At 58.7% G+C, this 21,927-nt stretch carries 21 protein-coding genes, 1 tRNA gene and 1 pseudogene; 6 read left to right on the top strand and 17 right to left on the bottom strand.

The window, feature by feature from the left end; genetic code table 11:
• Positions 1-18: 18 nt before the first annotated feature.
• On the bottom strand, positions 19-4,134 hold the full coding sequence (gene rpoB / locus WEU32_RS05005; protein ID WP_312813880.1) for a DNA-directed RNA polymerase subunit beta: 4,116 nt from the start codon (positions 4,132-4,134) through the stop codon (positions 19-21).
• A 333-nt stretch (positions 4,135-4,467) separates the two neighbouring features.
• Between rpoB and WEU32_RS05000 the strand changes: the two genes are divergently transcribed.
• The 3 genes from WEU32_RS05000 (at position 4,468) to WEU32_RS04990 (ending at position 9,121) form a co-directional block, all read left to right on the top strand.
• Positions 4,468-5,016 carry an FKBP-type peptidyl-prolyl cis-trans isomerase gene (locus WEU32_RS05000; RefSeq protein ID WP_312813882.1) on the top strand — a complete coding sequence of 183 codons (549 nt, stop codon included), beginning with the start codon at positions 4,468-4,470 and terminating at the stop codon, positions 5,014-5,016.
• 133 nt (positions 5,017-5,149) lie between these two features.
• On the top strand, positions 5,150-7,114 hold the full coding sequence (locus WEU32_RS04995; protein ID WP_406853094.1) for a M61 family metallopeptidase: 1,965 nt from the start codon (positions 5,150-5,152) through the stop codon (positions 7,112-7,114).
• A 27-nt stretch (positions 7,115-7,141) separates the two neighbouring features.
• A complete protein-coding gene (locus tag WEU32_RS04990; RefSeq protein WP_406853093.1) occupies positions 7,142-9,121 on the top strand; it encodes a M61 family metallopeptidase in 1,980 nt (659 codons plus the stop codon).
• A 148-nt stretch (positions 9,122-9,269) separates the two neighbouring features.
• On the opposite strand, the gene rplL is transcribed toward WEU32_RS04990, so the two are convergent.
• The 4 genes from rplL to WEU32_RS04970 all read right to left on the bottom strand — a co-directional run bounded on the left by rplL (position 9,270) and on the right by WEU32_RS04970 (position 11,646).
• Entirely contained in the window at positions 9,270-9,650 is a 381-nt protein-coding gene (rplL, locus tag WEU32_RS04985) for a 50S ribosomal protein L7/L12 (RefSeq protein WP_167179399.1), read from the bottom strand.
• Positions 9,651-9,705: 55 nt separating this feature from the next.
• Positions 9,706-10,221, bottom strand: a complete 516-nt coding sequence (gene rplJ, locus WEU32_RS04980; protein WP_167179397.1) for a 50S ribosomal protein L10 — start codon at positions 10,219-10,221, stop codon at positions 9,706-9,708.
• A gap of 334 nt (positions 10,222-10,555) precedes the next feature.
• Entirely contained in the window at positions 10,556-11,107 is a 552-nt protein-coding gene (locus WEU32_RS04975; protein WP_406853092.1) for a DUF2059 domain-containing protein, read from the bottom strand.
• Between the two features lie 98 nt (positions 11,108-11,205).
• Positions 11,206-11,646 carry a MarR family winged helix-turn-helix transcriptional regulator gene (locus WEU32_RS04970; RefSeq protein WP_406853091.1) on the bottom strand — a complete coding sequence of 147 codons (441 nt, stop codon included), beginning with the start codon at positions 11,644-11,646 and terminating at the stop codon, positions 11,206-11,208.
• Positions 11,647-11,725: 79 nt separating this feature from the next.
• Here WEU32_RS04970 and WEU32_RS04965 point away from each other — a divergent pair, with 79 nt between their 5' ends.
• On the top strand, positions 11,726-12,391 hold the full coding sequence (locus WEU32_RS04965; RefSeq protein WP_406853090.1) for a glutathione S-transferase family protein: 666 nt from the start codon (positions 11,726-11,728) through the stop codon (positions 12,389-12,391).
• A gap of 14 nt (positions 12,392-12,405) precedes the next feature.
• Here WEU32_RS04965 and WEU32_RS04960 read toward each other — a convergent pair whose 3' ends face one another.
• The 8 genes and pseudogenes from WEU32_RS04960 to WEU32_RS04925 form a co-directional block, all read right to left on the bottom strand.
• Positions 12,406-12,846 (bottom strand): NUDIX hydrolase, encoded by a 441-nt coding sequence (locus WEU32_RS04960; protein WP_312137699.1) that lies wholly within the window; start codon positions 12,844-12,846, stop codon positions 12,406-12,408.
• Between the two features lie 166 nt (positions 12,847-13,012).
• A complete protein-coding gene (locus WEU32_RS04955) occupies positions 13,013-13,564 on the bottom strand; it encodes an NADPH-dependent FMN reductase (RefSeq protein ID WP_312813899.1) in 552 nt (183 codons plus the stop codon).
• A 125-nt stretch (positions 13,565-13,689) separates the two neighbouring features.
• Positions 13,690-14,379 carry a 50S ribosomal protein L1 gene (gene rplA / locus WEU32_RS04950; RefSeq protein WP_312137696.1) on the bottom strand — a complete coding sequence of 230 codons (690 nt, stop codon included), beginning with the start codon at positions 14,377-14,379 and terminating at the stop codon, positions 13,690-13,692.
• Positions 14,380-14,383: 4 nt separating this feature from the next.
• On the bottom strand, positions 14,384-14,815 hold the full coding sequence (gene rplK / locus WEU32_RS04945; RefSeq protein ID WP_167179383.1) for a 50S ribosomal protein L11: 432 nt from the start codon (positions 14,813-14,815) through the stop codon (positions 14,384-14,386).
• Positions 14,816-15,053: 238 nt separating this feature from the next.
• On the bottom strand, positions 15,054-15,626 hold the full coding sequence (nusG, locus tag WEU32_RS04940; RefSeq protein WP_312137693.1) for a transcription termination/antitermination protein NusG: 573 nt from the start codon (positions 15,624-15,626) through the stop codon (positions 15,054-15,056).
• Between the two features lie 105 nt (positions 15,627-15,731).
• A pseudogene (secE, locus tag WEU32_RS04935) lies at positions 15,732-15,932 on the bottom strand (preprotein translocase subunit SecE); the annotation flags it as partial.
• Positions 15,933-16,003: 71 nt separating this feature from the next.
• Positions 16,004-16,079 (bottom strand) — tRNA-Trp (locus WEU32_RS04930).
• A 137-nt stretch (positions 16,080-16,216) separates the two neighbouring features.
• Positions 16,217-16,744 carry a pyridoxamine 5'-phosphate oxidase family protein gene (locus WEU32_RS04925; protein ID WP_406853089.1) on the bottom strand — a complete coding sequence of 176 codons (528 nt, stop codon included), beginning with the start codon at positions 16,742-16,744 and terminating at the stop codon, positions 16,217-16,219.
• A 108-nt stretch (positions 16,745-16,852) separates the two neighbouring features.
• Between WEU32_RS04925 and WEU32_RS04920 the strand changes: the two genes are divergently transcribed.
• Positions 16,853-17,284 carry a hypothetical protein gene (locus tag WEU32_RS04920; protein ID WP_406853088.1) on the top strand — a complete coding sequence of 144 codons (432 nt, stop codon included), beginning with the start codon at positions 16,853-16,855 and terminating at the stop codon, positions 17,282-17,284.
• A gap of 81 nt (positions 17,285-17,365) precedes the next feature.
• Complete coding sequence (locus tag WEU32_RS04915; RefSeq protein WP_406853087.1) at positions 17,366-18,106, top strand: Crp/Fnr family transcriptional regulator; 741 nt, start codon at positions 17,366-17,368, stop codon at positions 18,104-18,106.
• Between the two features lie 66 nt (positions 18,107-18,172).
• Here the strand turns inward: WEU32_RS04915 and WEU32_RS04910 are convergent, their stop codons facing one another.
• The 4 genes from WEU32_RS04910 to WEU32_RS04895 all read right to left on the bottom strand — a co-directional run bounded on the left by WEU32_RS04910 (position 18,173) and on the right by WEU32_RS04895 (position 21,873).
• Positions 18,173-18,826 carry an OmpW family outer membrane protein gene (locus WEU32_RS04910; RefSeq protein WP_312137683.1) on the bottom strand — a complete coding sequence of 218 codons (654 nt, stop codon included), beginning with the start codon at positions 18,824-18,826 and terminating at the stop codon, positions 18,173-18,175.
• Positions 18,827-19,004: 178 nt separating this feature from the next.
• Positions 19,005-19,124 (bottom strand): cytochrome bd-I oxidase subunit CydX, encoded by a 120-nt coding sequence (gene cydX / locus WEU32_RS04905; RefSeq protein ID WP_312137682.1) that lies wholly within the window; start codon positions 19,122-19,124, stop codon positions 19,005-19,007.
• A gap of 19 nt (positions 19,125-19,143) precedes the next feature.
• Positions 19,144-20,292: a cytochrome d ubiquinol oxidase subunit II gene (gene cydB, locus WEU32_RS04900; protein WP_312137680.1), complete on the bottom strand. Its 1,149-nt coding sequence runs from the start codon at positions 20,290-20,292 to the stop codon at positions 19,144-19,146.
• A 15-nt stretch (positions 20,293-20,307) separates the two neighbouring features.
• A complete protein-coding gene (locus WEU32_RS04895) occupies positions 20,308-21,873 on the bottom strand; it encodes a cytochrome ubiquinol oxidase subunit I (protein ID WP_312137678.1) in 1,566 nt (521 codons plus the stop codon).
• Positions 21,874-21,927: the final 54 nt, after the last annotated feature.

The following is a 21,927-nucleotide window of genomic DNA, read 5'->3' as shown; positions in this document are numbered from 1 at the left end:
GAGAGGGAAATCTTTGAATCAGCTGTTCTCCAGCTCCACGTTCAGACCCAGCGAGCGCATTTCCTTGATGAGCACGTTGAAGCTCTCGGGAATGCCGGCTTCGAAGCTGTCATCGCCACGGACGATGGCTTCGTAAACCTTGGTACGGCCAGCCACGTCATCCGACTTCACCGTCAGCATTTCCTGCAGGGTGTAGGCGGCACCGTAAGCTTCCAGAGCCCAGACCTCCATTTCCCCGAAGCGCTGACCGCCGAACTGCGCCTTACCACCCAGCGGTTGCTGCGTAACGAGCGAGTATGGGCCGATGGAGCGGGCGTGGATCTTATCGTCGACCAGGTGGTGCAGCTTGAGCATGTACACATAGCCCACGGTGACCGGACGCTTGAACTGTTCACCGGTCTGACCGTCGAACAGGATCGACTGGCCAGAACGGTCCAGACCCGCCGCTTCCAGTCGGTCTTCAATGTCCGAGATACGCGCGCCGTCGAAGACCGGCGTTGCAAACGGAACACCCTTCGACAGATTTTGAGCCAGCTCGATCAGTTCTTCGTCGGTTTGCGGCAGAGGGGTGTCCTCGCCGTAGATTTCCGTCAGACGCTTCACCAGCTCTTCGCGCTGGCCGCCGTCCATCCATTCTTCGAGCAGGATTTTGATCTGCTTGCCGAGGCCAGCAGCCGCCCAACCGAGGTGGGTTTCGAAGATCTGTCCGATGTTCATGCGCGACGGCACGCCCAACGGGTTCAGAACGATATCGACGTGGGTGCCATCTTCAAGGTGCGGCATGTCCTCGATCGGCAGGATCTTGGAAATAACGCCCTTGTTACCGTGACGGCCGGCCATCTTGTCGCCCGGCTGAAGCTTGCGCTTCACAGCAACAAAGACCTTCACCATCTTCATCACGCCCGGCGGCAGTTCGTCACCGCGTTGTAGCTTCTCGACCTTGTCTTCGAAGCGACGGTCCAGAGCCTTACGGGCGTCTTCGAACTGCTTCTTCATGGCTTCGAGTTCAGCCATGGCCTTCTCGTCGTCCAGAGCGATCTGCCACCACAGGCCCTTGGACACTTCGCCCAGAACCTCGTTGGTGACTTCACCACGGCCAATGCCCTTCGGACCCGACACAGCGGTCTTGCCCAGCAGCAGCGGCTTCAGACGGCCATAGACGTTGCGCTCGAGAATCTTGAGCTCGTCGTCACGGTCCTTGCCGAGGCGTTCGATTTCAGCGCGTTCAATAGCTTGAGCGCGTTCGTCCTTATCAACGCCGTGGCGGTTGAACACGCGCACGTCGACGATGGTACCGGCAACGCCCGGCGGCAGACGCAACGAGGTGTCGCGAACGTCCGAAGCCTTTTCACCAAAGATGGCGCGCAGCAGTTTTTCTTCTGGCGTCATCGGGCTTTCGCCCTTCGGCGTTACCTTACCGACCAGAATGTCGCCCGGCTGAACTTCAGCACCGATGGCCACAATACCGGCCTCGTCGAGGTTGCGCAGAGCTTCCTCGCCGACGTTCGGGATGTCGCGGGTGATTTCTTCTGGCCCAAGCTTGGTGTCACGGGCCATGACTTCAAACTCCTCGAGGTGGATCGAGGTGAAGATGTCATCGCGCACGATGCGCTCGGAGATCAGAATGGAGTCTTCGAAGTTGTAGCCGTTCCACGGCATGTAGGCGACGAGGACGTTACGGCCCAGAGCCAGATCGCCCAGATCGGTCGACGGACCGTCGGCGATAACGTCACCGGCCTTCACTGCATCGCCTACACGCACGATCGGGCGCTGGTTGATACAGGTCGACTGGTTCGAACGCTGGAACTTCGACAGACGATAGATGTCCACGCCCGAACGGCCCGGATCAACATCACCGGTGGCGCGCAGAACGATACGGGTACCGTCGATCTGTTCGACCACACCGTCACGGCGGGCGATCACGACAGCGCCCGAGTCACGTGCCACGACCGATTCCATACCGGTACCCACCAGAGGGGCATCGGTTTGAACCAGCGGCACGGCCTGACGTTGCATGTTCGCGCCCATCAGTGCGCGGTTGGCGTCGTCGTTTTCAAGGAACGGGATCAGGGCCGCAGCGACCGAAACAACTTGTTTCGGCGACACGTCCATCATGTCCACCGACTCCTTCGTGAGGAGCTGGGATTCACCGTTCACACGGCCCGGAACGATGTCTTCAACGATCTCGCCATTCTTCAGCTCAATGTTCGACTGAGCGATGGTGTAGCGAGCTTCTTCCATGGCCGAGATGTAAACCACCTCTTCCTGGGCCTGACCGTCCTTAACGCGACGGTACGGCGATTCAATGAAGCCGTACTTGTTGACGCGTGCGTGGGTGGCCAGCGAGTTGATCAGACCGATGTTCGGGCCTTCCGGCGTTTCAATCGGGCAGATACGACCATAGTGGGTCGGGTGCACGTCGCGAACTTCAAAGCCAGCACGCTCGCGGGTCAGACCACCTGGGCCAAGCGCCGAAAGGCGACGCTTGTGGGTGATTTCCGACAGCGGGTTGGTTTGGTCCATGAACTGCGACAGCTGCGAAGAGCCGAAGAATTCACGAACAGCAGCCGCAGCCGGTTTCGCATTGATAAGGTCGTGCGGCATGACGGTGTCGATATCGACCGACGACATGCGTTCCTTGATGGCGCGCTCCATACGCAGCAGGCCGACGCGGTACTGGTTTTCCAGCAGCTCACCCACCGAACGCACACGACGGTTACCGAGGTTATCGATATCGTCGATTTCGCCACGGCCATCCTTCAGACCCACGAGGATCTGCAGAACCTTCAGAATGTCGTCCTTGCGCAGGACGCGGATTTCGTCCGAAACCTCCGGGGTTTCCAGACGCATGTTCATTTTCACGCGACCAACGGCCGACAGGTCGTAACGCTCGGGATCGAAGAACAGCGAGCCGAACATGGCTTCAGCAGCTTCCGGCGTGGGCGGCTCGCCCGGGCGCATAACGCGATAGATGTCGAACAGGGCGTCTTCGCGGCCCGTATTCTTGTCCAGGCGCAGGGTATTACGCATGTAGGCACCGACCGTAACGTGGTCGATGTCCAGAACCTCGATGGTCGAGAAGCCCTGGGCTTCCAGAACCTCGATAGCGGCCTGATCGAGTTCGTCACCCGCCTCGGCATAGATTTCGCCGGTTTCGAAATTGACGGCGTCATTGGCCAGATACTTGCCCAGCAGAGCATCGGCAGCCAGCGACAGCGACTGCAGACCACCGTCTTGCAGCTTCTTGGCGGCACGGGCCGAGATCTTCTGGCCAGCCGGAGCAACCACTTCGCCGGTGTCGGCGTCGATCAGGTCGAATTCCGGCTTCACGCCGCGCCAGCGTTCCGGCTTGTACGGGGTGACCCAGTTTTCGCCGCGCTTCTCGTAAGGCACGGTCTCGTAGAAGGTCTTGAGGATTTCCTCACCATCCATACCCAGCGAGTACAGGAAGGTGGTGGCCGGCAGTTTGCGGCGGCGGTCGATACGAACGTAAACCACGTCCTTGGCATCGAACTCGAAGTCCAGCCACGAACCGCGGTAAGGGATCACGCGGGCCGCGAACAACAGCTTGCCCGACGAGTGGGTCTTGCCCTTGTCGTGGTCGAAGAAGACGCCCGGCGAACGGTGCATCTGCGAGACGATCACGCGCTCGGTGCCGTTGACGATGAAGGTGCCCTTGTCCGTCATGAGCGGGATATCGCCCATATAGACGTCCTGCTCCTTGATGTCCTTGACCGAGCGAGCGCCTGTCTCTTCTTCGGTTTCGAACACGATCAGGCGCAGCTTGACCTTCAGCGGCGCGGCATAGGTCATGTCGCGCTGAATGCACTCTTCAACGTCGTACTTCGGATCTTCGAACTCGTACGAAACGTATTCAAGAACGGCGCGTTCGTTGAAGTCCTTGATCGGGAAGACCGATTTGAAGACCGCTTCAATGCCCTCGTCGCGACGCAGGCCCGGACGGCTCTCGCGCTGCAAGAATTGCTCGTAGGAAGCGCGTTGAACCTCGATCAGGTTCGGCATTTGCACGGCCTCGGGGATACGCCCGAAGCTATAGCGAATGCGCTTCTTACCGGTGAAGGAGGTCGCGGCTGCGATCTTGCCCAAGGCGAGACCGTCGGTGGACTTGGCCATTCTGTTTTCCCAATCGTGAGCCCTTGCGGACCCAGCTCTCAATGCAGCAGCCACGGCACGCCCCAAGGCGGTCCGTGACCGTTAAACGTCTTCTCGGTGCCCACCCTCGATCCGGCGGGCAGATCAGGACACCTTAAATATCCCGCTCCCTTGGGAAGGAGCGACGCCTTCGCACCGGTCAGGAGGGCTTCTAACCGGGCCTCGGCGCAATTTGCGCGGATTCATGGAATCTGCTGAACGGGCGTATATAGCACTTGACGCAGCAAAATAAAGACCCCCAAGCCATTTTCAGGGGTATCTCGCGAGTCAGTAATTCCGTGGTATGGCCTTAACATGAAATATGCACTGACAGCACTGGCGATTGCAGCCTGCGCCGCGCTCGCTACGCCCGCCCTCGCCACACAATCCGACGCCGCCAAGGCCGCCTATGATGCTGCCATCGCCCAGCATCAGGCTGCACAATCCCGCTATGACACGGCACAGGCCGAATGGGTATCGGGACAACAGGCGCATCTGGCGTGGAACGCCGCCCGCAAGAATTGGAACACCACCGATAGCGGCCTGCAATATCATCTTGTCGGTAAGGCCAATCCCGAAGGTGCACAACCGACGGAAACCGATACCGTCATGGTCCATTATCGCGGCAGCCTGATCAACGGCACCGAATTCGACAGTTCGTATTCGCGCAACGAACCGACCAGCTTCCCGCTGAACCGCGTCATCAAGGGCTGGACCGAGGGTGTGGCTCTTATGCGCGAAGGCGAGACCTACGAGTTCCTGATTCCGGCCGATCTGGCCTATGGCCCTCGCCGCATGGGCGACGATATTCCGGCCAACTCGGCACTCTATTTCACCGTCGAATTGCTCAAGGTGAACCCGTAAGGGACCAAAGGGCGGCTTTTTCGTGGACTAAGCCGCCCACCTGTCGCCTAAACCCTTGACGGGACACGCTGCGACGTCTTGCTTTCTCCCACATTGTTGCCGCAGTTCGCGGCCCTTCTGGGGGGAAACACCTATGTCCCGACGCACCCTTGCGGTTTGCGCCTCCGCTCTTGCCCTTTTGGTTGCCGCGCCAGCACTGGCCCAGACGGGTGCCGCCGTACCTGCCCTGCCGGTTTCGCTGATCGACATTCCGGCCGTCTCGGACAAGGTCCTGTCCCAGCCCATTACCCTATGGGTCGATGCCACCGACATCGAGCGCCGCATTATGAGCGTGCGCCAATCCATTCCGGTCACACAGTCCGGCCCGATGGTGCTGTTCTACCCGCAGTGGCTGCCCGGTAATCACGGCCCTGTCAGCCCGATCTCGCAGATTGCCAACCTGCAGTTCTCGGCCAATGGCCAGCGCATCGAATGGGTGCGCAACACCCTGCACCCGTGGTCATATCAGGTGAACATTCCCGAAGGCGTCACCTCGCTGGAGGTCAGCTTCCAGTGGTTGACCCCGCAGGATAGCGCGCAGGGCCGCGTGGTCATGACCCCAGACATGCTGAACCATCAATGGGAAAAAGCGGTCCTTTATCCTGCCGGTTATGCCAGCCGCAATGTCGGCTTCATGCCACGCCTGAAACTGCCTGAGGGTTGGACCTATGCCGGTGCCCTCAAGGTCGAAGGAACGATCGACGGCTATCTGGAACTGGAGCCGATCAATCTCGAACATCTCGCCGACAGCCCCGTCTTTGCAGGCCGTCACGTCAACCGTGTCGATCTGGATCCGAACGGCCGCTCGCCGGTCTTTATGAATATTGTCGGCGACACCGCCGCTATGGTTCAGATCAAGGACGAGCATCTGGCCCTGCACCGCAATCTGGTGACACAGGCCGACCGCCTGTTCGGTGCCCGTCACTATGACCGCTATGACTTCCTTGTCGCCGTCACCGACAAGCTGGGCGGCATCGGTCTGGAACACCAGCGCTCCAGCGAGAACAGCGTCGATACCAAATATTTCACCGACCCGACCGCTACACTGGCCGACCGCGATCTGCTGGGCCACGAATACACCCACAGCTGGAACGGCAAATGGCGTCGCCCCGCCGACCAGATGGTCGCCAATTTCAACGAGCCGCTGCAAAACTCGCTCCTGTGGGTCTATGAGGGCCAGACCCAGTATTGGGGCCTGATCCTGACCGCTCGTGCGGGTCTGATGAGCAAGGACGAGGCTCTTGGCGTTCTGGCCATGGCGGCGGCCCAGTTCGATAACGCCCCCGGCCGCCAGTGGCGCGCCCTGCAAGACACCACCAACGACCCGATCATCCAGCAGCGCCGCCCGCAACCGTGGCCCAGCGTCCAGCGTTCCGAGGACTATTACCGCGAAGGCTCGCTGATCTGGCTGGATGCCGACACCCTGATCCGCCAGAAAACCAATGGCCGCAAATCGCTGGACGACTTCGCCAAATCCTTCTTCGGTTCGGATGACGGCCAGTGGGAGGCCGCGTCCTATACATTCGAGGATGTGGTGCGCCACCTGAATGGCATCGTCGAGCATGACTGGGCCCGCTTCCTGCGCGAGCGCGTGGACGCTGTCGGTCCCGACAGCCGCGGCCCGATAAACGGCTTTGAACAGGGCGGTTACCGTCTGGTCTTCAAGCCCGAGCCTACCGGCTATATGGCCTCTCTTTACAAGGAACTGGGGCGTAACGATTTCGTCTATTCACTGGGCATGATGCTGAACAAGTCCAACCGCATCACCGCCGTAACGTGGGACAGCCCCGCATTTAAACTGGGCCTGACCCCCGGCTGGGAAGTGGTCGCCGTCAATGACAACGCCATCTCCGGCGATGCCCTGAAAGACGCCATCACGGCCGCAGCCGAGGGCGGTGCCCCTGTAAGCCTGATCGTCAAACGTGACGACCGCTTCCGCACCGTCACCTTCGACTACACCGGCGGCCTGCGTTATCCGCATCTGGAACGCATCGAAGGCACGCCCGACTATCTAGGCGACATTCTTTCGCCCAAGCCTGCAGCGCCACGCCGCCGCTAAGACCGCACTGATTTAATAGAGTACCCGATGATGAAAACCCGTCTCGTCCTTGCCACCTTGCTGCTGTGCGGCACAGCCACCGGCGCACTGGCGCAAAGCAACTGGTCCGGCACAATGGCTCCGGTAGCGCCGACCCCGCAGAACACGCCGCTGGCCCTGCCCCATGCTATTCCTGCCATTCCAGCCCCGACCGAGGCCGCCTATCCGGGCGTGATCCGCTATGAGGTCGATGCCACGGATGTTGAACGCAAGATCGTGCGCGTGCGCCAGACCGTTCCGGTCACGGCAGGCAAGTTGACCCTACTTTATCCGAAATTTCTGCCGGGCAACCACGCCGCCACCGGCCCGATCCAGCTTATCTCTGGTGTCACTGTGACGGGCGCGGGCCAGCGTATCGAATGGCTGCGCGATACGATCGACCCCTACGCCTTCCACGTTGAAGTGCCTGCGGGTGTGTCGGAAATCGTCGTCGAGTTCCAGTGGCTGACCCAGCCGGACAACAGCACATGGCGCGTGGTGATGACGCCTGAAATGCTGAACCTGCAATGGGAAAAGGCCCTGCTGTATCCGGCAGGCTATCACTCGACCGGCATCACCTTCCAGCCGTCGATCAAGCTGCCTGCCGGTTGGAACTATGGCGTTGCCCTGGATACCGACAGCTTTGAAGACGGCGTCGCCAGCTTCAAGCCCGTTGACCTCTATACCCTGATCGACAGCCCCCTGTTCGGTGGCGCGCATTTCAATCGTATCGATATTGATCCCGACGGTTCGGATGTTCATCTGAACATCGTCGGCGACAAAGCCGATCAGATCAAACCTACGCCCACACAGATCGGCTATTACGAAAATCTGGTCACACAAGCCGACCGTCTGTTCGGTGCCCGCCCCTATGACCGCTACGAGTTCCTCGTCGCTACCACTAAAAAACTGGGCGGCATCGGTCTGGAGCATCACCGCTCCAGCGAGAACAGCGTGCCGGATGATTTTTTCACAAAATGGGGCGATGATCTGGGTGCCGTCGGCCTGTTGCCGCACGAGTACGTCCACGCTTGGAACGGCAAGCGCCAGCGTCCGGCAGACGAACTGACCGCCAACCACAATATTCCAACACAGAACACTCTGATGTGGGTCTATGAAGGTCAGACGGAATATTGGGGCGATGTACTGACCGGTCGCTCGGAACTGGCCTCCAAGAACGATCTGGTGATTTCGTGGGCCGAGGTTGCTGCCTTCTATGACAACCAGCCCGGTCGCGAATGGCGCCCGCTTCAGGACACTACCAACCACAACCTGCTCGGCTATCGTACTTCCAACCCGTATGCCTCGTGGATGCGTGGCACGGGTGACTATTACCGTGAAGCCCTGCTGATCTGGCTGGATGCCGACACCCTGATCCGCGAAGCCACCCGCGAACGCAAATCGCTGGATGATTTCGCCAAGACCTTCTTCGGCGGCGACAATGGTTCGTCCGCACCGCGTGGCTACACGTTCGACGAAGTGGTGGCCGCCCTTAACGCTGTGCATCCTTATGACTGGGCCAGCTTCCTGCGCGCCCGTCTAGATGCCGCAGGCCCAGAGGCCAAAGCGCCGCTGGACGGTCTTGCCCGCGCCGGTTATCGCCTGACCTATGTGGACAGCCTGACGGCTGAAGAAAAGCGCATCCAGTCTGGCTGGGCGCGTGATTTCCAGTATTCGCTGGGCTTTACCCTGTCTTCGACGAACCGCATCAACAGCATCCGCTGGGGCGGCGCTGCCTTTGAAGCCAATATTGGTCCGGGTTGGGAACTGGTCGCCATCAATGATGTGGCCGCCGATTCCGAAAAGCTGCGTGATGCGGTCACCGCCAACAAAGATGGCTCGGCCCCCATCAAGCTGCTTCTGAAGCGTGGCGAGCAATACCGCACTGTCCAGTTCGACTATACGGGTGGCTTGCGCTATCCGCGACTGGAACGGATCGAAGGCACACGCGACCGTCTGGCCGATATTTTCAGCCCGCGCCGTCGCTAAGCCAATAACGCTAAACATGCGAAAGGCCCGCCATCACGGCGGGCCTTTTTCGTATCTCGAACAAACCGAACAAAAGAAAAGGGCCAGAGGTTTCCCTCTAGCCCAATCCTTGAAGATCTCTGGAGTACCAGAGTCCAGATCAGAAATCTTACTTGATTTCGACCTTGGCGCCGGCTTCTTCCAGCTTCTTCTTCAGTTCTTCAGCAGCTTGCTTCGAGACGTTCTCGACGACAGCAGCCGGAGCAGCTTCTACCAGTTCCTTGGCTTCTTTCAGGCCCAGGTCGGTACGAACGCCGCGGACTTCCTTGATCACGTTGATCTTCTTGTCGCCGCCGTCCACCAGCATAACGGTGAACTCGGTTTGCTCTTCAGCAGCTTCAGCCGGGGCAGCGCCACCAGCAACAGCAGCAACGGCGACCGGTGCAGCAGCCGAAACGCCCCACTTGTCTTCCAGCAGCTTCGACAGTTCAGCAGCTTCCAGTACGGTCAGAGCCGACAGTTCTTCAACGATCTTGGCGAGGTCAGCCATTTTGATCTTCCTTCGGTAGGATTGTTATTACAGAGATATGCAGAGATGACGGGTCTTAGGCGGCGTCTTTGGTAGCGTAAGCATTGAAGACGCGAGCCAACTGGCCAGCCGGAGCTTGCAGCACGCCAGCAACCTTGGTTGCCGGGGCTTGCAGCAGGCCGATGAGCTTGCCGCGCAGTTGATCCAGCGACGGCAGCTTGGACAGGGCGTCGATGCCCTTGGCGTCCAGAACATTGTCGCCCATGAAGCCACCAACGATAACGAAACGATCGTTACCCTTGGCGAATTCAGCCGAGACCTTGGCAGCGGTGACCGGGTCAGCAGCGTAGGCAATACCAACCGGACCCTTGAACAGGTCGTGGTATTCGCTGCCGGCTTCGACGCCCAGCGCCTTCAGCGCCAGACGGTTTTTCACCACCTTGAACGCGCCGCCTTCTTTACGAAGGCGTCCACGCAGGTCTTCCATCTCCGCAACGGTCAGACCCAGATTGTGGGTCACAACCACGGCGCCCGCGTCGGCGAACACGCTTTTCAGCGATTCGATCGACTCGGCTTTTTGTGCGCGGTCCATTGCGGTCTCCAGAGTAGGAATTCGTTGCCGAGCTTATTCCCGACAACGGATTTGGTTCATGCCCCTTGCGTTGCCGCAAAGGTCACTTGCCGGTAGATTGTCCGAAGGAAGCGTGCCTCATCCCGCCCATAAGGCTGGATCGAGGTCTTTGCATCCCCATCTCCCCACGGCACCGGAAAGGCTATTCCGGCAGTTACGGCATGGGTGGCCCCCACGCCCCGAAGTTCTCGGACAGGCCCCGATGCGTCCGAAGACCCATCAGGATGGCGGCTCTATACACTGCCGACCGCAAATTGCAACGGGTGCAGGTTCAAAGCCCTAAATCTATAGAAGCCTAGCGTCTGGACGATTTGCCGCCCGCGCCATTTTTGCCATCACCACAATCATTGGCGGCGCACAACTGGGTCATCAGATCGGTCATATAGGCCAGCAGCATGGGCTCTTGAAGCTCGCCGGTTTCGATACCGACCTGCACTTGTTTTTCAGCAACCGTGCGCCCCAGTGGACTTTCGTAAAAATCGACCATGGCTTGCAGTTCCGCCGCCGTAAACCGCGTGGCGTAAACGGTTTCAACCTGGCCCATAAAGGTGCGTATGTGGGTAATAAGAATGGGACCGGCATTCTTTTCCATCCACGCACCGATGCGGGCATCCTCATCACGCAAACCGCTTTCAGCAATCACCGTGGCCATATAGTCCAGCAGTTGCTTTTCCATATTAGGCGTGGTGATCGCAATCACGCGGGCGGCCAACGCACGTGTTTCTTCAGTCGGCGCTCCCGCTACGGCCTGTCGCGCACTTTGCAACGCCATAGCCGGTGCAGCCGCCCCAAGCAGCGACAAGGCCGCAAGACCCGACAACACGACCTGACCGATTTTTCCGCGCATAAACCCACCCTCGAAACTTTCGTACCAAGCTATGCTATAATCGCGCCGATCGCCATGCCCCATCCTCGGGACCTCAGCTTCGGGCAAAAACCTCTTGGCTAATCTATGGCAAGCCGCAGCCCCGCCCGTAACGCATCGCCATTGCCGATCTCGTTTTCGAGCGCGGCATGTTCCTCGATCCAGACCTTCGTCGCTTGCGCCAGTACAGCCTGCCCCGCATCCGTCAGGGCGACACGCCGCCCGCGCCGATCTTGTTCATCCACGGCGACTGAAATCAGCCCCGCCCGCTCCAGCGGCTTCAAATTAGCGGTCACAGTTGAGCGATCCATCACCAGCAGTTCGGCTACTGCACCTATCATGGGTGGTTCCGGCCTGTTCAAGCCGTTCAGCAGCGAGAACTGGCCGCTGGTAATCCCGAGAGGGCGAAACGCCTCGTCAAACCGTCGCGACAAGGCCCGCGCTGCGCGTTGGGCATGCAGGCATAGACAATGGTCGCGAATATGAAGTGTCTGAGCAAAGGCGGCCGAAAGATTTGACATAGAGTCAATTAGGTTGATATCAAATCTACTGTCAATGCACGGCGTCATTGAGAGCGTCCTTACGCTGAAGGAGCAACCCATGATCGAAGTCACCGCTTTCAAATGGGTACCCGACTTTGCCCAAGGTTCGGTACGCGACCTGCGCGTCCGCTGGGCACTGGAAGAAGCCGGCCTTGGTTATGACGCGCGACTGATCGGGTTTGAGGACCAAGCAACGCCGGCCTATCGTGCCATGCAACCCTTCGGACAGGTGCCTGCCTATAGCGATGGCAAGGTGCAGATGTTCGAGAGCGGGGCCATTGTCCTGTGGATCGCACAAACCTCGCCTGAACTTATGCCGGCCGACGACGCGGGGCGGGCCATGGTCATGTCATGGCTGTTCGCCGCCATGAACAGCATCGAGCCGTTCGTAGCCGAACTGGCCGGTATAGACTTCTTCAACAGTGAAAAGGCTTGGGCAGCCCAGCGCCGTCCCGAAACAGAATCCGACTTGCGCAAGCGTCTGGGCGAACTTCAGGATGCCTTGGGAGATAAGAACTGGTTCGCCAATAACCGCTTCAGCGCCGCCGATATCCTGATGGTCCATGTGCTGCGCGATCTACGCCACACCCCCATCCTTGCCGACTTCCCTGCACTAGCCGCCTATGTCGAACAGGCCGAGGCCCGCCCCGCTTTCAAGCGCGCGCTAGCCGACCAACTCAAGCCGTTCCGTGAATACGAGGCCAGCCGCCCGACCTCGTTCTGACGGCTCGAGCCAGATCAGATACGAGCGCCCGTACCGGCAAAGGTGCGGATCAGGGCCGCCAGATCCGCTTCGTCCACACTGGATGCCGCCTCCTCAGCGCTCATCCACTGACGTGTGCGTTGATGCAGTTCCGGCCAGCTTCCCAACTGGATCAAAACTTCCAGCGGATAAACATCCACCACGCAGGGCAGCGCCCGCCCGTCCTTGAACCGCTTGTCATAGACATACGAACCCATAGGGCTGGGACTGATATCGCCCTGGACACCCGCCTCCTCATAGGCTTCCTGTGCCGCCGCCAGATGATCGCTAAGATCCATCATCAGGTTACCCTTGGCGATTACCCATCTCTTGGTCTCACGCGATGTGACCAGCAACACCTCGATCTTGCCTCCGCGCATGCGCCACGGCAGAGCCGCGATTTGGCGAAGAGTTTTATCGGCAGGTGTCTTGCTCATATCTTGGTCAGCAGTCCGAACGGCAGTCAGGCCCGTAGCGGATCACGGGCATTCAAGAGGATCAGTTAGGGGTGAAGCGGGCTTTCACCGCGTCAGGCGCAAAGGTCAATCGCACCCAACATCCTATGTTCAATATTTATCTTGATACTGAACATTCTTGTCCTTGTTACGCCCTGACAACCCAATCCGCAAACCGGTCCAGAAACCTTTTCTGGAAACCGCCGTCACGTTCGCTGGCAAAATCACCCGCTTCGGTAAACAGCCCCTCTTTGACATGCACATAGACTTCGGGTTGCGGCAAAACTTCCAGATTGAGCACAACCGCAATCTGGCGAAAATGCATTTGCGACAGATCCGCACCACGTGTCCCAGGCGACGCCCCGCACACCGCTGCACGCTTGCCCGCCCACACATTGCCGCCGCTACCCCGTGAACACCAGTCCAGCGTGTTCTTCATCAGCGCCGTCACCGAGCGATTATGCTCGGGCGAGACAAACAACACGCCGTCCGCCGCCTGTATGCGTGCCTTGATATCGGACAGCACGGCCGGTGCTTCTTCTTCCAAGTCCATATTATAAAGCGGCAGCGCCCCGACAGGCAGATAGTCAAAAACCATCCCCTCGCCCGCCAGCCTTTCAAGCGCACGGGCATAGGTTTGATTGATCGAACCTTTGCGGTTGCTGCCGACAACAACGGCAATCCTCACACCCTGAGCCAAGCCATACTCCTCCGAAGCGGTATCTCGACGTAAGGCTTAAGCCAGAATCGTCTGTTTCTTTCAAAGAAAACGGCCCCGCAGAGAAATCTGCGGGGCCGTATCCTTATGCCTGGCGGCAAGCGCTATCAGGCACCCAGCGAAGCCGGGTCAACCTTGATGCCCGGACCCATGGTCGAGGACAGAGCGATACGCTTGACGTAGGTGCCCTTGGCACCCGACGGTTTGGCACGCGACAGAGCGTCGACGAAGGCCTTGACGTTCAGTTCCAGAGCGTCCTGGGTGAACGAAGCCTTGCCGATACCGGCGTGAACGATACCGTTCTTTTCAACGCGGAACTCAACTGCGCCGCCCTTGGCGTCTTTAACAGCTTGAGCAACGTTCGGGGTCACGGTGCCGACCTTCGGGTTCGGCATCAGGCCGCGCGGGCCAAGTACCTTACCAAGGCGACCGACCAGAGCCATCATGTCCGGCGACGCGATAACGCGGTCGAATTCCATGAAGCCGCCAGCGATCTTTTCGTACAAGTCTTCAGCACCCACGTGTTCAGCGCCAGCCGCGGTTGCTTCAGCAGCCTTGGCATCCTTGGCGAACACGGCGACGCGAACGTCACGGCCGGTACCCGACGGCAGGTTCACAACGCCACGGACCTGTTGGTCAGCATGACGCGGGTCAACGCCCAGATTGACGGCGATTTCGATCGACTCGTCGAACTTGGCCTTAGCGTTGTCCTTAACCAGCTTGATCGCATCAGCGAAAGCGATCAGGTCGTCGGTAACACCGACGCGTGCTTTTTGAGCTTTGGTTTGCTTAGCCATCTAATTAGCCCTCCACCACTTGGAGGCCCATGGCGCGAGCCGAGCCTTCGATGATCTTGGTCGCAGCGTCCAGATCGTTTGCGTTCAGATCTTTCATCTTGGCTTCTGCGATTTCACGCAGTTGAGCCACGGTGATCTTGCCAGCCGACTCACGACCCGTCTTGGCCGAGCCCGACTTGATCTTGACGGCTTCCTTCAGATACCAGGTCGCCGGCGGCGTCTTGGTGACGAAGGTGAACGACTTGTCTTGGTAGACGGTGATGATGGTCGGCAGCGGGGTGCCCTTGGCAACCTTCTCGGTGCGAGCGTTGAACTCCTTACAGAAGCCCATGATGTTCACACCGCGCTGACCCAGAGCCGGACCGATCGGCGGCGACGGGGTCGCCGATGCAGCCGGAACCTGCAGCTTGATGTAGCCGAGAATCTTCTTGGCCATTTGTCTCTCCTAACAATGAACCCGGCATTGCAGCCGGATCGGTGAGCCGTGGTCTGGCATGGCTGCCTCCCACGGATTTGACGCATTGCGAGTCAGATGACTGCAAAGCGAAGGCGGGCCTTTAACAGAGCCACCCCGCAAACGCAAATCAACCAAGCCACAAACGCCTACCGATATAAAACAAGGGCCGCTTCCGGTCTGGAAACGGCCCTTGAATATGGTGCAGGTTCGACGAAACTTACTCGCCAACCTTTTCGACCTGATTGTATTCCAGATCGACTGGCGTCGCGCGGCCAAAGATCGAAACGGTAACACGCAGGCGGGTGTTTTCTTCATCCACGCTTTCGACCGTACCGTCGAAGCTGGCGAATGGGCCGTCGGTAACCTTGATCTTTTCGCCGATGTCGAAATGGATCGTGGGCTTCGGACGCTCGACGCCCTCTTGCACAGCACCGATGATGTTCTGGACTTCACGTTCAGAAACCGGCAGCGGCTTGGTGCCACCAGCGGCACCGAGGAAGCCGGTGACCTTCGGGGTGTTCTTGACCAGGTGGTAGGCTTGGTCGGTCATCTCCATCTTCACCAGCACATAGCCGGGGAAGAATTTGCGTTCCGAGTTGACCTTACGACCACGGCGGATTTCCACCACGTCTTCGGTCGGAACGAGGATTTCCGAGAAATGTTCTTCCAGGCCTTGTTGCTTGGCCTGATCACGCAGGTACTCGGCGACCTTCTTTTCGAAGTTCGAATAGGCGTGAACGATATACCACTTGTGGCGGGGATTGGCCGCTACGGGCGCTGCATCAGACATCTGCGCGTCTCCTGTTATCGGCCAATACCGAGAATAAGAGCCCAGCGTCAGGCCTGCGTCAACGATCCAGAAGAATGCAGCCGCAATAGCCACCATGATGAACACCATAACCGAGGTGATCCAGGTTTCTTTGCGCGACGGCCAGACGATCTTGCGAGCCTCAGCGCGAACTTCACTGATGAACTGCGGAATCGAGGTTTTCTTCTTGGGGGAAGGCGTGTCGACAGTGACTGTCGCGGCACCTTGTGCAGCGGCGGTCTGGGTTGCCGGATTGCGGCGACCGCGTGGGGTCTTCGCCTTAGCCATTATGACGTCTCTTCAATCTCTGGTTCCTGCCCCATCACATGGGAACTCCCATACGATTGCAACAGGGGGAATGGCAGGAGTGGAGGGATTCGAACCCCCGGCCCTCGGTTTTGGAGACCGATGCTCTACCAGCTGAGCTACACTCCTAGTGTCCCGGACAAAGATCTTCGCGCCGTTCAAGTTTCCTCTAGCGGCGCGACCCTCGCCAGAGGGGGGCGTATGCCTGACCCCCATTTGTATTTCAAGGGGTATTGGGCACAAGTTGCGCTTAACCCCCGATTTTTTCAGAAAAGGCGCGCTACAGCGCTGGGTTCATAGTCCACATCGGCCATTACAGCCTCGACATCGCCGATTTGATAGGACTGCGCATGGCTGCGTCCGTCGATCACAGCCACAGCTTCGATGGTTTCGGGAATCACTTTTACGACCACCGTCCGGCCCAATCCGGGTGCCCAGGGGGAAATTTCCGGTGCCCGTTCCAGAATCAGGCCCATCACATGCTCGATCTCGGTCATGTCTGTCAGCACTTTTGCCCGCGCATCCATCGACACACCGACCGCCTCACCTTCTTCGGCATGGCCGCGTACCGCCACGCCTACACGCGGGTCAGCCAGAATATTCGACAATTTCTCGCTGTTCTTGGCGGTGATGAAATAAAGATTCAGCCCGTCATTCATATAACCCAGCGTCGCTGCGTGGGGGCGACCATCGGGACGATTGACGGCCAATGTCATCAAGTTCTGGCCATTCAATAGCTTCAAAATCGCCAGTGCGGCGCGACCATGGATAGGTTCTGTCGGGTGGGTGGCCATGGCCGAGTCTCCGCAATACGATTCTACTTCATCGCTTTGCCATAACAGCCTTTTTCGGCGCTTGATTCAAATCAAGGTCCGGTGTGCGCCATTAGCCCAAATGGTCACATGCGAGATTTACACGTCGATATAAATGCCGCTCCCTGCCCCCAATCGGGGCTTCTCGTATCGGCCCTAAAGCCAGACGATGAAACTGCGGCCTATGCTCTGGCGCGATGGGCCAGACCCGACCTGTCGAACGAACGCTGGGAAAATTTTCTTTGCGATTGGCATGCTGATCCCGATGGGCGGGGCATTCTGGTGGCGCGCAATCAGCGCGGCGGCATATTGGGCTTTGTCTGCTGGTGGCGTCTGCCCGATCTCGAACATGGCGAAACCTTGTGGGCAGGCCCGTTTTTCGTGCGTGAGATGGGAGTACGTCCTCTGGTGCGCGATGCACTGGAACACGCGCTGTACCAGTTATCCTGCACGACCGAAGCGACCCTGCGGATAGCCCCCGACGCCACACCTTTGCGCCCCCCATATTCGACCTTGGTCTAAAATCTCGCGCACCGCGGTTCGTAAAATAACCGAAGCACGACTATGATAGCCTGACGCTGTCACGAGCTTGGAGATCAGGCATTGAATACCCCCAGCCAATTGGCGGAGCCGCAGAATATTGCGCTTGAGGATGTGCATCCCTGCGCCACCTGCGGTGCCCGCCCGCTAGGGGTTTGCGCCGACCTCAAGGGCCACGAACTGCACAGCATGGCCAGCAATAGCGACACGGTTCATGTCGAGGCAGGACAGGCTCTGTTCCACGAAGGCGACCCGAATCCCTATGTGTTCAATGTCGTCGAAGGCGCAGTAAAGCTGTACCGCCTCTTGCCCGATGGTCGCCGCCAGATCACCGGCTTCCTATTTCAGGGCGATTTTCTGGGTCTGGGCGGTCGTGGCGTGGCGAATTTCACCGCCGAAGCCCTTACGCCGCTTCAGACCTGCCGGTTCAAACGCAATAATTTCGACCAGCTACTGAATGCCCTGCCCGCACTGGAGCATCGTCTGGTGGCGCTGGCCGGTGACGAGCTGATGGCCGCACAGGAACAGATTGTCCTTTTAGGGCGTAAAACCGCCAAGGAGAGGCTGGCCAGCTTCCTCGTGCGCTTGTCGGCACGACAGCACCAGTTGGGCGGCCTGCAAGATCAGGTGCATCTGCCGATGACCCGTCTCGATATAGCCGATTATCTGGGTCTGACCATCGAGACTGTCAGCCGCGTGATGACGCAACTTAAGACCTCCGGCCTTATTCGCCTATTGCCCGGCAATGACATTGCCATTGTCGATCCTCAAGCTCTCAAGGCACTGGGCGACGGCGAGGTCTAAGCAAGCTTCTATACCGATAGATCAGGGCGCACTCTGCAAACAGGGTGCGCCCTTTTCATTTGAGCCCTAGAATTTACGGCCAACGCCCAGCGATACGACCCAAGGATCAAGGCTGACATTGGTTTTCAGCGCGCCACCATTGATACTGGCATCGGTATCGAACCACACCTTCTTGGCATCAAGGTTCAGCGTCCACGGACCTGACAGATTGATGTCGGCGCCCGCTTGCAGGGCAACGCCAAATCCGTCATCGATATCGACGGTGAAGCCGTTTTTGTCCTTGCCCTCAAAGAAGGCCATATAGCTGACCCCTGCACCCACATAGGGGCTGATGCGGTTGTTCGGTGTCGGACGATATTGAGCGGTCACGATCGGCGGCAAAACCCAGGTTTCGTGCACGGCCACGTCGGTCCCTGCGCCCTTGGCCTTCACCTCGTGCTGGGTCGCGCCCAGAATCCCCTCGATGGCCCAATGATCCGACACGAAATAGGTAAAGCCCAGCGTCGGCATCCAGTCATCGGACACATCTACATTCAGACCACTGGCCGCGCCGGTTGCATCTACAATGGCGTCATCTGCCGAAGTGAGAACACCTGTCATGCGTGCGGTCACAATCAAGGTACCCTTGCCGACCGTATCCGAAGGTTGAGCTTGGGCCGAAGCAGCCCCCGCCATGCATAGAACCGAAGCGGCAGCCAACAAGGCAGCAGAGGTTTTCATCTAAGTCTTCCTCAATACACAGCCCAACCAAACAAGAAGGGCCTTGATGTTGAAAACGACTGTGTCTCAGGACACCAATGCTCGCCTTGATCTGCCTCAACTCTTTGAAAATATACTCACAAAAGAAAAACCCTCTCCGGAAACCGAAGAGGGTTTTCAATCAGGTCATTGCCGAAGGTCAGGGTTCGGAACGACCGTCATCACCTTCGTCAAACAGACGGAACTCGTGCCACAGCCCGTTCAGAACACCGAATGCAACGGCAAGGCCCAAGCCCAAAATCCAGGCGAAATACCACATCAGAGTTTCTCCTTAAGGCTTAGTAGAGGTCGGGGTTGGTCTGGAGGGCGTCGGTCGTGGAACGGCCAAACATCACCTTATAGACCCACGCCGTGTAGATCAGGATCAGCGGCAGGAAGACGACCGTAACCAGCAGCATAATGAAGAGAGTCAGATGGCTGGACGATGCATTCCAGACCGTCAGGCTGGAACCCGCATCCGCCGTGGACGGCAGGATGAACGGGAACATCGAGACACCGACCGTGGCAATGATGCCCGTCGCCGAAGCCGACGAACCACCAAAGGCCAAGACTTCGTTGCGACGCTGAAGTCCGATCAGGGCCGCAATCACACCGAGGAAGCCCAAAGCAGGCGCGATCATCATCCACGGATACTTGCCGTAGTTGTCCAGCCAGGCTCCCGGTGCCGCTACCATGGCCGTACGCAGCGGGTTCGAGGCACCGTTGATGTCCACTTCACCTGCATAACGGAAGCCCATGTCGCCATAGGCGATGAACAAACCACCCACCGCGAACAGAACAATGCTGAGGATACCCGAAACCAGAGCAATCTTGCGGGCGCGGTCATTGACCGGACCACGCTCGGCTTTCAGGCCCAGCCATGCCGCACCATGAAGAACCAGCATCGTCACCGACAACAGACCACAAACGAGCGTGAATGGCGTGAACAGGCCCAGCAGGCTACCATCATAGAAGGCACGCATCGTGTCATCCAGCCGGAAGGGTGCACCCGCCAAGACATTGCCCATGGCCACACCGAACACCAGTGCCGGTACAAAACCGCCGATGAACAGGCACCAGTCCCAGAACGAGCGCCATTTGGCTTCTGGACGCTTGGAGCGGTACTTGAAGCTGACCGGACGCAAGATCAGCGCCGACAGCACCAGGAACATGGCCAGATAAAAGCCCGAGAAGCTGACCGCATAGACAAACGGCCATGCAGCAAAGATCGCACCACCGCCGAGAATGAACCAGACCTGGTTCCCTTCCCATGTGGCACCGACCGTATTGATGACCATGCGGCGTTCCGCGTCGGTCTTGGCGACGAAGGGCAGCAGGGCACCGACACCGAGGTCAAAACCGTCGGTCAGGGCAAAAGCAATCAGCAGAATGCCGACCAATGCCCACCAGATCACGCGAAGCGTGGCAAAATCGAGAAGCAGTTCCATCTTCGATTATCCTTCTCAGCCCGCCACGGGGGCATCTTCGCCCGCGAGCAGTGCCTGTTGTTCCTGTTCGTGGAACGGGCCCTTTTTGATGGCACGGACAATCAGCCCAACCTCGACCACGGCCAAAGCACCGTAGAGCAGCGTAAAGCCGATAATCGTGGCCCACAGTTGCGGAACCGTCAGGCTTGAAGCGCCCAGGAAGGTCGGCAGCACGCCGTCCACAGCCCAGGGCTGACGACCCACCTCGGCCAGAATCCAGCCGAATTCGATAGCGATCCACGGCAGCGGCATGGCCAGCACGGCCAGACGCAGGAACCACTTGGTGTCATGCTTACGCAGGGTGCACAGGACGAAGGCCGTCGCAAACAGGCCGATCATCAAGAAACCGATCCCTGCCATTACGCGGAAGGTCCAGAACATCACGGGCACGTTCGGCACGGTGCTCCATGCAGCCAATTGCACCTGTTCCGGCGTTGCCATGCGCGGGTCTTCCACATAGCGTTTCAGCAGCAGACCATAGCCCAGATCATTGCGGACCTGTTCGAATGCGCCACGGGCAACCATGTCGGTCGGATCAGCCTTGATCTTTTCAAGCTGGTCATAGGCGACCACACCGCGCTCGATACGGTCTTCGGAAATCGCGACCAGTTCAAGGATGCCCTCAACCGGCTTATCCACACTACGGGTGGCGATCAGACCCAGCACATAGGGAATCTTGACCTCATAGTGGGTCTTGCGATCCTCCAGGCTCGGGAAGCCGATAGCGGTCAAGCCAGCCGGCGCTTCTTCCGTTTCCCACATGGCTTCCAGAGCCGCCAGTTTCATCTTCTGGTTATCGGTCAGGGCATAGCCCGACTCATCGCCCAGAACGACGACCGACAGGGACGAAGCCAGACCGAAGGCTGCTGCCACCGTCATCGAACGTTTGGCAAAGCCCTTGTGCTTGCCCTTCAGCATGTAGATAGCCGAAACACCCAGAACGAATACCGACGCACAGACATAACCGGCCGAAACCGTGTGTACGAACTTGGCCTGTGCCACCGGGTTGAACAGCACAGCCATGAAATCCACGACTTCCATACGCATGGTGTCCGGATTGAACGCCGAACCGACAGGGTTTTGCATCCAGCCGTTAGCGATCAGGATCCACAAGGCCGACAGGTTGGTGCCCAGCGCCACCATGAAGGTCACAAACAGGTGGGCATGCGGCTTCAGGCGATCCCAGCCAAAGAACATCAGGCCGACAAATGTGGCTTCAAGGAAGAAGGCCATCAGACCTTCAATGGCCAGCGGTGCACCGAAGATGTCACCCACATAGTGTGAGTAATAGCTCCAGTTCATGCCGAACTGGAATTCCATGGTGATGCCCGTGGCGACACCCAGCACAAAGTTAATGCCGAACAGCACACCCCAGAAGCGGGTGATCGTGCGCCAGATCGGGCGACGGGTCATCACATAGATCGACTCCATGATGACCAGCATGAAGGACAACCCCAGCGTGAGGGGCACGAATAAAAAGTGGTAAAGCGCCGTCAGTGCGAACTGAAGACGCGATAGGTCCACGACCGCTAGGTCGACCATGACAAAAGGCTCCTGACCGCCAGTGTAAAAACCGGCATTGTGTGTCGAATAAAC

The organism is Brevundimonas sp. BH3 (assembly GCF_045345115.1).
In the GTDB taxonomy this organism is placed as follows: domain Bacteria; phylum Pseudomonadota; class Alphaproteobacteria; order Caulobacterales; family Caulobacteraceae; genus Brevundimonas.
The sequence above is the reverse complement of the archived record's forward strand: the minus strand, read 5'-3'. Positions and strand labels throughout refer to the sequence as shown.

What these genes read in the sequence shown, in the direction of transcription:
- WEU32_RS04960 (WP_312137699.1), bottom strand. Translation starts at nt 12,846, where the DNA reads ATGAGCAAGACACCTGCCGATAAAACTCTTCGCCAAATCGCGGCTCTG.
- WEU32_RS04920 (WP_406853088.1), top strand. Translation starts at nt 16,853, where the DNA reads ATGCGAGATTTACACGTCGATATAAATGCCGCTCCCTGCCCCCAATCG.
- rplL (WP_167179399.1), bottom strand. Translation starts at nt 9,650, where the DNA reads ATGGCTGACCTCGCCAAGATCGTTGAAGAACTGTCGGCTCTGACCGTA.
- nusG (WP_312137693.1), bottom strand. Translation starts at nt 15,626, where the DNA reads ATGTCTGATGCAGCGCCCGTAGCGGCCAATCCCCGCCACAAGTGGTAT.
- cydX (WP_312137682.1), bottom strand. Translation starts at nt 19,124, where the DNA reads ATGTGGTATTTCGCCTGGATTTTGGGCTTGGGCCTTGCCGTTGCATTC.
- WEU32_RS04925 (WP_406853089.1), bottom strand. Translation starts at nt 16,744, where the DNA reads ATGGCCACCCACCCGACAGAACCTATCCATGGTCGCGCCGCACTGGCG.
- WEU32_RS04990 (WP_406853093.1), top strand. Translation starts at nt 7,142, where the DNA reads ATGATGAAAACCCGTCTCGTCCTTGCCACCTTGCTGCTGTGCGGCACA.
- WEU32_RS04895 (WP_312137678.1), bottom strand. Translation starts at nt 21,873, where the DNA reads ATGGTCGACCTAGCGGTCGTGGACCTATCGCGTCTTCAGTTCGCACTG.
- WEU32_RS04995 (WP_406853094.1), top strand. Translation starts at nt 5,150, where the DNA reads ATGTCCCGACGCACCCTTGCGGTTTGCGCCTCCGCTCTTGCCCTTTTG.
- rplA (WP_312137696.1), bottom strand. Translation starts at nt 14,379, where the DNA reads ATGGCTAAGCAAACCAAAGCTCAAAAAGCACGCGTCGGTGTTACCGAC.
- WEU32_RS05000 (WP_312813882.1), top strand. Translation starts at nt 4,468, where the DNA reads ATGAAATATGCACTGACAGCACTGGCGATTGCAGCCTGCGCCGCGCTC.
- WEU32_RS04965 (WP_406853090.1), top strand. Translation starts at nt 11,726, where the DNA reads ATGATCGAAGTCACCGCTTTCAAATGGGTACCCGACTTTGCCCAAGGT.
- rplK (WP_167179383.1), bottom strand. Translation starts at nt 14,815, where the DNA reads ATGGCCAAGAAGATTCTCGGCTACATCAAGCTGCAGGTTCCGGCTGCA.
- rpoB (WP_312813880.1), bottom strand. Translation starts at nt 4,134, where the DNA reads ATGGCCAAGTCCACCGACGGTCTCGCCTTGGGCAAGATCGCAGCCGCG.
- WEU32_RS04975 (WP_406853092.1), bottom strand. Translation starts at nt 11,107, where the DNA reads ATGCGCGGAAAAATCGGTCAGGTCGTGTTGTCGGGTCTTGCGGCCTTG.
- WEU32_RS04970 (WP_406853091.1), bottom strand. Translation starts at nt 11,646, where the DNA reads ATGTCAAATCTTTCGGCCGCCTTTGCTCAGACACTTCATATTCGCGAC.
- WEU32_RS04910 (WP_312137683.1), bottom strand. Translation starts at nt 18,826, where the DNA reads ATGAAAACCTCTGCTGCCTTGTTGGCTGCCGCTTCGGTTCTATGCATG.
- rplJ (WP_167179397.1), bottom strand. Translation starts at nt 10,221, where the DNA reads ATGGACCGCGCACAAAAAGCCGAGTCGATCGAATCGCTGAAAAGCGTG.
- cydB (WP_312137680.1), bottom strand. Translation starts at nt 20,292, where the DNA reads ATGGAACTGCTTCTCGATTTTGCCACGCTTCGCGTGATCTGGTGGGCA.